Annotated in this window: 11 protein-coding genes; 4 read left to right on the forward strand and 7 right to left on the reverse strand. The window is 56.8% G+C overall.

Annotated elements, in window-relative coordinates:
- Positions 1-260: 260 nt before the first annotated feature.
- The 5 genes from rplT to LG31_RS0100045 form a co-directional block, all read right to left on the reverse strand.
- Positions 261-617 (reverse strand): 50S ribosomal protein L20, encoded by a 357-nt coding sequence (gene rplT / locus LG31_RS0100025; protein ID WP_005300683.1) that lies wholly within the window; start codon positions 615-617, stop codon positions 261-263.
- A gap of 15 nt (positions 618-632) precedes the next feature.
- Complete coding sequence (gene rpmI, locus LG31_RS0100030) at positions 633-830, reverse strand: 50S ribosomal protein L35 (RefSeq protein WP_005300673.1); 198 nt, start codon at positions 828-830, stop codon at positions 633-635.
- A gap of 86 nt (positions 831-916) precedes the next feature.
- Positions 917-1,465 carry a translation initiation factor IF-3 gene (gene infC, locus LG31_RS0100035; protein WP_084059495.1) on the reverse strand — a complete coding sequence of 183 codons (549 nt, stop codon included), beginning with the start codon at positions 1,463-1,465 and terminating at the stop codon, positions 917-919.
- Positions 1,466-1,468: 3 nt separating this feature from the next.
- On the reverse strand, positions 1,469-3,397 hold the full coding sequence (thrS, locus tag LG31_RS0100040; protein WP_033112468.1) for a threonine--tRNA ligase: 1,929 nt from the start codon (positions 3,395-3,397) through the stop codon (positions 1,469-1,471).
- 232 nt (positions 3,398-3,629) lie between these two features.
- Positions 3,630-4,217 carry a tetratricopeptide repeat protein gene (locus tag LG31_RS0100045; RefSeq protein ID WP_033112469.1) on the reverse strand — a complete coding sequence of 196 codons (588 nt, stop codon included), beginning with the start codon at positions 4,215-4,217 and terminating at the stop codon, positions 3,630-3,632.
- A gap of 174 nt (positions 4,218-4,391) precedes the next feature.
- On the opposite strand from LG31_RS0100045, the gene LG31_RS0100050 reads away from it, so the two are divergent.
- Positions 4,392-5,447 (forward strand): PA0069 family radical SAM protein, encoded by a 1,056-nt coding sequence (locus LG31_RS0100050; RefSeq protein ID WP_033112470.1) that lies wholly within the window; start codon positions 4,392-4,394, stop codon positions 5,445-5,447.
- Between the two features lie 34 nt (positions 5,448-5,481).
- Here LG31_RS0100050 and LG31_RS21380 read toward each other — a convergent pair whose 3' ends face one another.
- Positions 5,482-5,637: a hypothetical protein gene (locus tag LG31_RS21380; RefSeq protein WP_167334746.1), complete on the reverse strand. Its 156-nt coding sequence runs from the start codon at positions 5,635-5,637 to the stop codon at positions 5,482-5,484.
- Between the two features lie 298 nt (positions 5,638-5,935).
- Between LG31_RS21380 and LG31_RS0100055 the strand changes: the two genes are divergently transcribed.
- Positions 5,936-7,333 carry an alpha-amylase family protein gene (locus tag LG31_RS0100055; RefSeq protein WP_033112471.1) on the forward strand — a complete coding sequence of 466 codons (1,398 nt, stop codon included), beginning with the start codon at positions 5,936-5,938 and terminating at the stop codon, positions 7,331-7,333.
- A gap of 106 nt (positions 7,334-7,439) precedes the next feature.
- Here LG31_RS0100055 and gyrA read toward each other — a convergent pair whose 3' ends face one another.
- A complete protein-coding gene (gene gyrA, locus LG31_RS0100060; RefSeq protein WP_033112472.1) occupies positions 7,440-10,187 on the reverse strand; it encodes a DNA topoisomerase (ATP-hydrolyzing) subunit A in 2,748 nt (915 codons plus the stop codon).
- Positions 10,188-10,375: 188 nt separating this feature from the next.
- On the opposite strand from gyrA, the gene ubiG reads away from it, so the two are divergent.
- Both ubiG and LG31_RS0100070 read left to right on the forward strand, forming a co-directional pair.
- Positions 10,376-11,092 carry a bifunctional 2-polyprenyl-6-hydroxyphenol methylase/3-demethylubiquinol 3-O-methyltransferase UbiG gene (gene ubiG / locus LG31_RS0100065; RefSeq protein ID WP_033112473.1) on the forward strand — a complete coding sequence of 239 codons (717 nt, stop codon included), beginning with the start codon at positions 10,376-10,378 and terminating at the stop codon, positions 11,090-11,092.
- The gene (locus LG31_RS0100070) at positions 11,092-11,778 is read left to right on the forward strand and encodes an HAD family hydrolase (protein WP_033112474.1); all 687 of its coding nucleotides are present in this window, start codon (positions 11,092-11,094) and stop codon (positions 11,776-11,778) included. Before ubiG ends, LG31_RS0100070 begins: the two co-directional genes overlap by 1 nt.
- Positions 11,779-12,314 lie beyond the last annotated feature (536 nt).

Here is a 12,314-nt window from a genome sequence, read left to right on the forward strand (position 1 = left end):
GAATAGTTTTAGGTAAAATTATATAACCAGAATAGGTACCAAGATGAACATTGATGGAAAATCGCAAAGGTAGCGTAACTATAGGTTTCGAAAAATTATTACGTTAGATAGATCAGATGAAACTTGATTTGTAACTTTGAATTAAGAATATCAATCTTAATTTAGCTCACTAAAGAATATATATATAAATACTGAAATTAAATATTACACCAACAAAAAAGGAGGCCTGAGCCTCCTTTATTTTTTATAACAGAGCTGGATTAGACCAGAGCTGCTTTAGCTTTTTCAACCAGGGCGGTGAAAGCCAGCTTGTCGTGAACGGCGATATCGGACAGGATCTTGCGATCGATCTCGATAGAAGCCTTCTTCAGACCGTTGATCAGACGGCTGTAGGACAGACCGTTCTGACGGGCAGCAGCGTTGATACGCGCAATCCACAGCTGACGGAACTGACGCTTTTTCTGGCGACGGTCACGGTAGGCATACTGACCAGCTTTGGTTACCGCTTGTACCGCTACGCGGTAAACACGGGAACGGGCGCCGTAGTAACCCTTGGCGGCTTTCATTACTTTCTTGTGACGAGCACGAGCAGTCACACCACGTTTAACTCTTGGCATTTTTCACATCCCCCCTTATGCGTACGGCAGACAAGCGACAACACGTTTGTGGTCGGCAGCGGAAACAAAGAACTTCGGTCCCAGCTGACGCTTACGCTTACTGCTCTTCTTGGTCAGGATGTGACGCAGGTGGTTGTGCTTGCACTTGAAGCGACCTGAGCCAGTCTTCTTGAAGCGCTTTGCGGCGCCCCGGTTGGTTTTCATCTTCGGCATTTCATACTCCGCATTGTGAGTGACAACAAAATCGCAAGGCGAACCGACTCATGGAGCGAGCCCCATGAGTCAATTTCTTGTGGGCCTTAAGATTTCTTCTTAGGTGCGAGGACCATCACAGCTTGACGGCCTTCGACTTTCGGGAACGACTCGACTACGGCCAACTCTTCCAGATCGTTCTTGACGCGCTCCAGAACCTTGATACCAAGCTCCTGGTGTGCCATTTCACGACCACGGAAGCGCAGGGTGACCTTAGCTTTGTCCCCGTCTTCCAGAAAGCGAACCAGGTTGCGTAGTTTTACCTGATAGTCGCCTTCGTCAGTGCCAGGACGGAATTTGATTTCCTTGACCTGGACGACTTTCTGCTTTTTCTTCTGTTCTTTGGTTGTTTTGCTCTTTTCGTAGAGGAATTTGCCGTAATCCATGATCCGGCAAACGGGCGGCTCAGCATTTGGACTGATCTCGACCAGATCAACTCCGGCCTCTGCGGCCAAGTTCAGAGCATCCTGAATGGAGGTGATGCCAATGGCTTCACCATCCAGACCAGTCAGACGAACTTCTTTCAGACGGATCTCTTCATTGATCCGGTGAGCGCGGGCTTGCGGTTGCTTGCCCAGTTTTTTTCCGCCTTTTATAGCTTATTCCTCCACTTTCTTTTGTCCGCGGGTCTGAACTTCCTGGGTCAACAGAGCGATGAACTCTTCGACAGGATAAGTGCCCAGGTCAGCCCCTTTACGAGTACGTACTGCAATCTGGCCGGCTTCAACTTCTTTATCGCCACAGACCAGCATGAACGGTACTCGCTTCAAAGTATGCTCGCGGATTTTAAAGCCAATCTTCTCATTTCTCAAGTCCGCTTTTGCGCGAAGGCCCGCATCATTCAATGCTTTGGCTACTTTCACTGCATATTCGGCCTGATTGTCGGTGATATTCATGACCACTGCCTGGGTCGGAGCCAGCCAGGCCGGGAACAGGCCTGCGTACTCTTCAGTCAGGATACCGATAAAGCGCTCGATGGAGCCCAGAATTGCACGGTGGATCATGACTGGCACGTGGCGCTCGTTGTTTTCACCTACATAGGTGGCGCCCAGACGGCCCGGCAGGGCAAAGTCGAGCTGCACGGTACCACACTGCCACGCACGATCAAGACAATCGTGCAGGGTAAATTCGATCTTCGGACCGTAGAAAGCACCTTCACCCGGCTGCAGATCGTATTTCAGACCGTTGAGCTCCAGCGCTTCGGCCAGTGCCTGCTCAGCGCGATCCCACATTTCGTCGGAGCCGATACGCTGTTCCGGACGAGTGGAGAGCTTGACCACGATGTTCTCGAAGCCAAAAGTACCGTAGACGTCATAGACCATACGAATACAGCCGGAGACCTCTTCCATGATCTGCTCTTCGGTACAGAAGATATGAGCGTCATCCTGAGTAAACCCGCGCACCCGCATCAGACCGTGCAGGGAGCCTGACGGTTCGTTACGGTGGCAAGAGCCAAACTCGGCCATACGCAGCGGCAGATCACGGTAGGATTTCAGGCCCTGGTTGAAGATCTGGACGTGACCCGGGCAGTTCATCGGCTTGATGGCGTACTCGCGGTTCTCGGACTGGGTGGTGAACATGGCCTGGGCATATTTCTCCCAGTGACCTGAACGCTCCCACAGGACGCGGTCCATCATGAACGGACCTTTAACTTCCTGATAGTCGTACTCTTTGAGCTTGCCGCGGATGAAGGTTTCCAGCTCGCGGAAGATGGTCCAGCCATCGTTGTGCCAGAACACCATGCCCGGCGCTTCTTCCTGCATGTGATACAGGTCGAGCTGCTTGCCGATCTTGCGGTGGTCGCGCTTGGCGGCCTCTTCCAGACGCTGCAGATAGGCCTTGAGCTGCTTCTTGTCAGCCCAGGCAGTACCGTAGATACGCTGCAGCATCTTGTTGTTGGAGTCGCCACGCCAGTAGGCGCCGGACATCTTCAGCAACTTGAAGTGGTGGCAGTGACGCATGTTGGGCACGTGGGGGCCACGACACATGTCGATGTACTCTTCGTGATGATAAAGACCGGGCTTGTCATCACGGGCAATGTTCTGATCCAGGATTTCGACCTTGTAGGTCTCGCCACGGGCAGCGAACACGTCGCGCGCTTCCTGCCAGGAGACCTTTTTCTTGATAACGTCGTAATCCTTGGCTACCAGCGCCAGCATGCGCTCTTCCAGGGCAGCCAGATCTTCATCGGTCAGGGTACGGTCAAGATCAACGTCATAGTAGAAGCCGTTGTCGATGACAGGACCGATGGCCATCTTGGTCTGGGGCCAGAGTTGCTTGATAGCATGACCCAGCAAGTGGGCGCAGGAGTGGCGCAGAATGTCCAGACCTTCTTCGTCTTTGGCAGTGATGATGGCCAGCGAGGCATCGGCTTCGATCAGCTCGCACGCATCCACCAGTTCACCGTTTACCCGACCGGCAATGCACGCCTTGGCGAGACCGGGACCGATGTCCGCAGCCACATCCATGACGGAAACAGAGTGGGCAAATTGACGTTGGCTGCCGTCAGGCAGAGTAATGATTGGCATTATGTGTTTCCTTATACAGTGGTGACCCCTACCAAAGGTCACATGCGGGATGGAAAAGAGATTCAAAAAGGTGATGTTCTGGTTCTCCACAGCACTTTGCGAAGACGGCCTGCCACCCGAGCGAAAGGTTCAAGGTGACAAACCAAGCCAAAACGGCCCCATGCTACCAGAAGTAACCGTGGCTGTATCGGGTTTGATGAGATTTTCTACAGTTAAATGAGATGCTTGCCGACTATTCACCAAGCAGCGGCTGCCAGTTGAAGTCAAAATCGCTGGCCCCCTCCTCGGCCTGTGCCAGTTGCTGCAGCACGTGCAGCGCCAGCTTGTTGCCCTTTTGGGCCGCCTGATAGAGCCACTGTTTCCCCTGCGAGAGCTCGACACGCCCGCTCGCCCCCATCAGATGGAGCACCCCGACTTTCAGCATGGCCGGCACATCGCCATTGCGGGCGGCAAGATCCATCCAGTGAAAGGCTTGGCGCAGATCCCGCTTCACCCCGGCACCACGCAAATAGGCATCCGCCAACCGGTACTGGCCAAAGGGGTCGCCTGCCTGCGCCGACTGACGATAGAGCGTGATGGCCAAGTTGATATCTTGCTCGCTCCCCTGCCCCACTTCATGGCTCCAGCCCATCAGCGCCTGCGCCCTTGGTTGCCCTTGCTCGGCCAGCGGCGACCAGATCCGGGTTGCCTCATCAAAATGGCCGGTTCGCCAAGCCCGATTGGCCGACGCCAGCTCCTGCTCCGTGGTGAGCGGAACAAGCCGCCAGATAACCAGGGCGATCAGCGTGATGAAAAGCCAGCGAGTAGTGGTTGGGGTCATCTTGATTTCCGTGATCCAGTTCGCATTTCGCTTATGTAAACGAAATGTAGCCGCAGGATCAAGCCAGAGATGCCCTACCGATGCAATTTAAACTCCGGGAGTGACAAAGAGACTTGTCTTTGGTGAGCGATGATCACAGAATTACTGTATGCACATACAGTAAAGATGGAATTCATGGCCGGACGAGGCAGCAATCACAATATCGACCACCGCTTCAGCGGCCCGCGGATCGAGACGGTCGACGATGGCTGGCAGCCTTCCGATTGGGATGCCGCCTTCACTGCCTCTGCCCCCGGCACAGAGGTGCGCGAAATAGAGGCCCGCAGCATTATCAGTTACAACAGCTCGCCGGATGTGCCCTTTGGCCGCTCCATCAATCCCTATCAGGGGTGCGAACACGGCTGCATCTACTGCTATGCAAGACCCAGCCACACCTATCTGGAGCTCTCCCCCGGCCTCGATTTCGAAACCAGGCTGTTTGCCAAACGCAATGCGGCCGATCTGCTGCGCCGAGAGTTTGTCAAACCGGCGTATCAGCCACAGACCATCGTCATCGGTGCCAATACCGACCCCTACCAACCTGTTGAGCAACGCTATCGCCTCACCCGTCAACTGCTGGAAATGATGCTGGCCCACCGCCATCCGGTGGGGCTTATCACCAAAAGCGCCATGATATTGCGCGATCTCGACTTGCTGAGCGAACTCGCCAGAGAAGGGCTCTGTCAGGTGATGGTATCGGTGACAACCTTGAATGAAACCCTGAGACGCCAGCTTGAGCCCAGAGCCAGCTCGGGCGCCGGTCGCTTGAAAGTGGTCGAGAAGCTGGCCAGCGCCGGGGTGCGGGTTGGTGTGTTGGCTGCTCCGATGATCCCTCGCCTCAATGAACCTGAGCTGGAGCAGATCATCAAATCGGCTGCCAACGCTGGCGCCTGTTGCGCCGACTATATCCTGTTGCGGTTGCCTCACGAGCTGGCACCGCTGTTCAGTGACTGGCTGGATGAGCACTACCCCGGCCAGAAGGAGGCGATCCTGAACCAGTTGCGGGCCAGCCGCGGTGGCGGGCTCAACAGTGCAGCCTTTGGCACGCGAATGCGTGGCGAGGGACACTTTGCCGACCTGTTGTCCCAGCGCTTTCGCCTGATCAGCAAGCGGCTGGGGCTTGGCAAACGCCACGTTCAATTAAGGGAGGATCTCTTTATCCGCCCGGGCGAGCAGCTGACACTCTTCTAAAAAGCCATGGGCTGCGAGATGTATCTTGCAACCTTCAGGGTGCGTGCTCATCCCTGCCCTGCTCCAGCAGTTCTGCCGGGAGTCGTGACGGCTCATGGGCCACTTCCAGCGACTCTTCACCACGGATTGGCAGCTCTGCTTCACCCCATACCCGACTCCACCAGATCTCCCAGGTTATCCAACTGGTCATATGCAGCTCCCTGTACGGTCAATGTGAACCACGCTGAGTGTGATGCCAGGATGCATCACTCACCGGACAAGATATCGCGCGGTGATGACAAGCCAGTGACAAACAAATTACTAAAAAACGTCACCTCGGCAGCACAATTTCCAGTGCCATTGAAACCTGAAAGCGCTCACAACTTCGGCGAACTCACCTTGAAATCCATCACAAATTCACCGGAATGCGATTGCGATTGACCTTGGTTGTGCCAAAGCTGCTCTGCCCATTTCAGGCATTGTCACAACAACAAGAAAGGGAAATAACAATGAAACACACAGCGGGAATGCTGGCGATCGCAGGAATGCTGATCGCCCCCTTGGCGCACGCCGATGTCATACTGCACGCCTTCAACTGGAAATACAGTGAAGTGACCGCCAAAGCCGATCTCATCAAGAGTGCCGGCTATAAACAGGTGCTCATCTCACCGCCACTGAAGTCCTCGGGCAACGAGTGGTGGGCCCGTTACCAACCCCAGGATCTGCGCCTTGTCGACTCCCCCCTTGGCAACAAGCAGGATCTCGAGCAGCTGATCGCCGCCATGAAGGCGCGAGGTATCGCCGTCTATGCCGATGTGGTGCTCAACCACATGGCCAACGAAAGCTGGAAGCGCCAGGACCTCAACTACCCCGGCAACGAGCTGCTGCAGAGCTACGCCAGCAACCCCAGCTACTTCGAGCGCCAGAAACTGTTTGGCGATCTGGGGCAAAACTTCCTCTCTGGCCAGGATTTTCATCCGGAAGGGTGCATCACCGACTGGAACAATCCGGGCCATGTCCAGTACTGGCGGCTGTGCGGTGGGCCGGGTGACAAGGGCTTGCCGGACCTTGACCCCAACAACTGGGTGGTGAGCCAGCAGCAGGCCTACCTGCAGGCGCTCAAGGGGATGGGGATCAAAGGCTTTCGGGTCGATGCGGTCAAGCACATGAGTGATTACCAGATCAATGCCATCTTCACCCCCGAAATCAAACAAGGGATGCATGTCTTTGGCGAGGTGATCACCACGGGGGGCGCTGGCAACAGCGACTATGAGAACTTCCTCAAGCCCTACCTCGACAGCAGCGGTCAGGGTGCCTACGACTTCCCGCTCTTTGCCTCCCTGCGCGGGGCGTTCAGTTACGGTGGCAGCATGAACCTGCTGGCCGATCCGGGTGCTTATGGTCAGGCACTGCCCGGCAGCCGTGCGGTCACCTTCGCGGTCACCCACGACATCCCCACCAATGACGGCTTTCGCTACCAGATCCTGAACCAGACAGACGAGTCGCTGGCGTATGCCTACCTGCTCGGCCGCGATGGTGGCTCGCCACTGGTCTACTCCGATCATGGCGAAACCCGAGACAAGGATGGCTTGCGCTGGCAGGACTACTACCTGCGCGCCGATCTCAAGGGGATGATCCGCTTCCACAATGCGGTACAAGGGCAACCGATGCAGCTGGTCGGCAGCGACAACTGTTTCGTACTGTTCAAGCGCGGCAAGCAGGGGCTGGTTGGCATCAACAAATGCGGGCAGGAGCAGGAGTTCTGGCTCGATACCACCAAGTACGAGATGAACTGGTATCGCAACTACCGGGATGTGCTCGATCAGAATGCGGTGGTCAATGTGCAGAGTCAGTGGGTACGGCTGGCGATCCCTGCTCGCAGCGCCAGAATGTGGCTGCAGGAGTAATGATGCCCCGGCATCGCGGGCCCTGTTAAAGAAAATACCCAAGCGAAGAAAATAAAAGAGCGACCGCAAGGTCGCTCTTTTTATCTGCTGCAGCAAGGAGGAACGATTACTCGTCGCCCGCCTCGCCATCAACGGAACCGGCGGCGTCTGCTGCGGTATCAGTGCCTTCGGACACCTCCCCCTCAGCAACCACTGCATCGTTCTCGTCTTCATCGCTTTCGGCAATGCGCTGCAAACCGACGACGGTTTCATCTTCACCGGTACGGATCAGACGCACACCACCAGTGTTGCGACCGATAATGCTTACCTCAGCCACTCGGGTACGCACCAGAGTGCCGCCGTTGGTGATCAGCATGATCTGATCGGTCTCTTCAACCTGGATGGCATCGATGACCTTGCCGTTGCGATCGTCCACCTTGATGGAGATAACGCCCTGGGTACCACGGCTCTTGGTCGGGTACTCGGCCAACGCAGTCCGCTTGCCGTAACCGTTCTCGGTCGCGGTGAGGATGGCACCTTCGCCGCGCGGAACGATGAGGGAAACAACCTTGTCACCGGCGCCCAGCTTGATGCCGCGCACACCGGCCGCGGTACGACCCATCGGGCGCACGCCCTTGAAGGTGCCCTTGCTTTCGGTGCCTTCACCGTTGTCGCTGCCATCATCGTCGTTACCGGCATCATCGTCGGTTTCGACCTCATCGCTGACATCGGCATCAGCGCGACCGCTGCCTTCGGCGAAGCGAACCACTTTGCCCGCGTCGGAGAAGAGCATGATCTCGTTGCTGCCGTCGGTGATATCCACCCCGATCAGCTCATCACCCTCTTTGAGGTTGATGGCACGAATACCGGAGGAGAGCGGACGGCTGAAGTCAGAGAGGCTGGTCTTCTTCACGGTACCGTTGGCGGTGGCGAAGAAGACATACTTCTCGGCGTCATATTCCTTGACCGGCAGGATGGCGGTGATGCGCTCACCCTCGTCCAGCGGCAGCAGGTTGATGATCGGACGACCACGGGCGCCACGGGACGCTTCCGGCAGCTGATAGACCTTGAGCCAGTAGACCTTGCCGCGGGTGGAGAAGCACAGAATGGTGTCGTGGGTGTTGGCCACCAGCAGACGCTCCACAAAGTCCTCTTCCTTGATCCGGGTGGCTGACTTGCCACGACCACCGCGGCGCTGGGCCTCGTAGTCGGAGAGCGGCTGATACTTCACATAGCCTTGGTGAGACAGGGTAACCACCACGTCTTCCGGGGTGATCAGATCTTCGATGTTGATCTCGGCACTGGACATGCTGATCTCGGTGCGACGCTCGTCGCCATACTGCTCGCGCACGGCCAGCAGTTCATCGCGGATCACTTCCATCAGACGAGCCGGGCTCGCCAGGATGTGCAGCAACTCGGCGATCAGATCCAGCAGAGATTGGTACTCTTCCAGGATCTTCTCGTGCTCGAGGCCGGTCAGCTTGTGCAGACGCAGGTCAAGGATGGCCTGTGCTTGCTGTTCGGTCAGGAAGTATTGGCCTTCACGGATACCGAACTCCGGCTCCAGCCACTCTGGCCGTGCCGCGTCGTCGCCCGCTTTCTCCAGCATGGACGCCACGTTACCGAGTTCCCAGCCTTTAGCTACCAGGCCCGCTTTCGCGTCGGCCGGGGTCGCGCTGTGGCGGATCAGCTCGATGATGGGATCGATGTTGGCCAGCGCAACCGCCAGACCTTCCAAAATGTGCGCCCGATCCCGCGCCTTGCGCAGTTCGAACACGGTCCGACGAGTCACCACTTCACGGCGGTGCAGCAGGAACGCATCCAGGATCTCTTTAAGGTTCATCACCTTGGGCTGGTTGTTATCGAGCGCCACCATGTTGATGCCGAACGTGGTCTGCATCTGGGTGTGCTTGTAGAGATTGTTCAGCACAATCTCGCCGGACTCGCCGCGCTTGATCTCGATAACGATGCGCATGCCGTCTTTGTCAGACTCATCGCGCAGGGCACTGATGCCCTCGATCTTCTTCTCTTTGACCAGCTCGGCGATCTTCTCGATCAGACGAGCCTTGTTCACCTGATAGGGGATCTCGTGAACGATGATGGTCTCGCGACTGGTCTTCTCGTCCACTTCCACTTCAGCCTTGGCCCGCACATAGATGGAGCCACGACCGGTGCGATAAGCCTGCACGATACCGGAACGACCGTTGATGATGCCGCCGGTGGGGAAATCGGGGCCGGTGATGTAGGTCATCAGCTCGTCAATGGTGAGGTCGCCGTTTTCGATCAGCGCCAAGCAGCCGTTGACAATCTCGGTGAGGTTGTGAGGCGGAATGTTGGTCGCCATGCCCACCGCAATACCTGAGGAGCCGTTGACCAGCAGGTTGGGAACCTTGGTGGGCATGACCGCCGGGATCATCTCGGTACCGTCATAGTTCGGCACCCAGTCCACGGTCTCTTTGTCCAGATCAGCAAGCAGCTCATGGGAGATGCGGGCCATCCGCACTTCGGTATAACGCATGGCCGCGGCGCTGTCGCCGTCGACTGAACCGAAGTTGCCCTGACCATCGACCAGCATGTAACGCATGGAGAAATCCTGCGCCATCCGGACAATGGTGTCATACACAGCGCTATCGCCGTGCGGGTGATATTTACCGATTACGTCACCGACCACACGGGCCGATTTTTTATAGGGCTTGTTCCAGTCGTTCCCCAACTCGTTCATAGCAAACAGAACGCGGCGGTGAACCGGTTTCAAGCCATCACGCACATCCGGCAGAGCTCGTCCTACGATCACGCTCATGGCGTAATCAAGATAGGAACTCTTGAGCTCTTCTTCGATGTTGACCGGCGTGATCTCTCTGGCCAGATCGCTCATAGAAAGCCTTAATCCCTAATTAGTTGTTCTTTGGCTTAAACAGCGCGACATGGTAACACACCAAGGCGGATTCCTTAAGCCACAAATCGGGCTGGTTTGACAAAGTCCGTCCGTTATAATGCCCGCCAGGACAATAGATTGCGCGCGAGTCACCCGCTCTGCGCGCCCTGCCACAGGATCTTCGATAAATGAACAGTGACGCCAATGTCGACCTGACCGAAATCGCCAAATTTGAAGCCATCGCCTCTCGCTGGTGGGACATGGAGGGCGAGTTCAAGCCTCTGCACCAGATCAATCCGGTGCGCCTTGACTGGATAACCAACAAGAGCGGTGGCCTGTTTGGCAAGCGCGTGCTCGACATCGGCTGCGGCGGCGGCATTCTCGCCGAGAGCATGGCCCGCCGTGGCGCCAAAGTGACCGGCATCGACATGGGCAAGGAGCCCCTTGGCGTCGCTCGCCTGCACGCTCTGGAGCAGGGTGTCGAGCTCGAGTACCGCCAGATCACTGCCGAAGCACACGCAGAAGAAGCCCCCAGCCAGTATGACGTGGTCACCTGCATGGAGATGCTGGAGCACGTGCCGGATCCGGCCTCGGTGCTGCGCGCCATCGCGACCCTGGTGCGCCCGGGTGGCCGGGTGTTCGTCTCCACCATCAACCGCAACCCCAAATCCTATCTGATGATGATCCTCGGCGCCGAGTACCTGATGAAGATGGTGCCCAAGGGGACTCACGATCATAAAAAATTCATCATGCCCGCCGAACTCTGTCGCATGGGTGAAGCCGCGGGCCTGTTGGTGCGCGACATGAGCGGCGTCCACTATGCGCCGCTCTCCAACAGCTTCCGGCTCGGTCGCAACGTCGACGTCAACTATATGGTGGAGTTCATCCGCCCGGAGCACGGCTGATGAGCGCCTCTCACCCGCAGCCCCTTGGCTGTGTGCTGTTCGATCTGGACGGCACCCTGCTCGACACAGCGCCGGATCTGGGCGCGGCCGTCAATCACGTGCTGATAAGCGAAGGCTTTGCGCCGCTTTCTGACGAGATCATTCGCCAGACCACCTCCCACGGCGCCCTCGGGCTGCTCAGGGCTGGCCTCGGCGACGATCTGCTGGAAGAGCTGGGCGCCAACCGCCTGCGCAATGCCCTGCTCGACTACTACGCTGCCAACCTCTGCGTCGGTACCCGCCCCTATGAGGGGATGGTGGATCTCATCGAGTGGCTCGACGAGAAGAAGCTGCCCTGGGGCATCGTCACCAATAAGCCGGCCTTTCTCACCGAGCCGCTGCTGGCGGCCCTGCCCGAGCTCGCCAGTTGCGGCGTCACCGTCAGCGCCGATACCCTGCCGGTACGCAAGCCCGACCCTGCCCCCATGTATTTTGCCTGCGAGAAGCTCGGCGTCGAAGCGAGTCACTGCCTCTATGTGGGGGATCATGTGCGCGACATCGAAGCGGGCCGCAACGCCGGCATGCGCACTGCAGTCGCTGGCTGGGGCTATCTCAATGATGAGGAAGATCCTGCCCAGTGGGGCGCCGATCTGCACTTTGATACCGTGCAGGCGCTGCACCACTGGCTGCGCTACGAGCTGGGCTGAAACTGCCGGTCGTAACGTAGCAAGCGTTGGGGCATCAGGGATCGATGCCCTTTTTTACGGCCTTCTCCTGTCCCGACAGCTAACGAGAAGAGAGCGTAGATAGATAGTCAAGGCAACTTTAACTGTCGCAAAGAGTCCATATGACAACCTTGCTCCCGTTTCACTGAGGCAACTGTCAGCAAGCAGACCGAGAAAGTGCGCTTCACATTTTGCAGTGACAACCGAGAGCTGGACAGCTTTTGTCCCTTGTTGGGCAATGGATAATCAGCAGCGGTTTGCTAGTAAAAAGGCCCCCTTTTCGCAAGCAAAAAAAGTTATTTAAATTTTCCATCTTCGATCGGGAGGCTTGCATTTGACGAAGCGGACGAATGAAAACCCGCTCACTGTGAGCAACCACTAACAGAGACAACAACACCCACAATTTATCCACAGCAAGCCAGTTATCCACACATTGCAATGCGCAGTCGACCTCACTATCTTGTAGCTCGACATCAAAATAACACTATATCTTGTGATTCATCGCACAATAGTTACCC

Source organism: Aeromonas lacus (assembly GCF_000764665.1).
Classification (GTDB): Bacteria; Pseudomonadota; Gammaproteobacteria; order Enterobacterales; family Aeromonadaceae; genus Aeromonas; species Aeromonas lacus.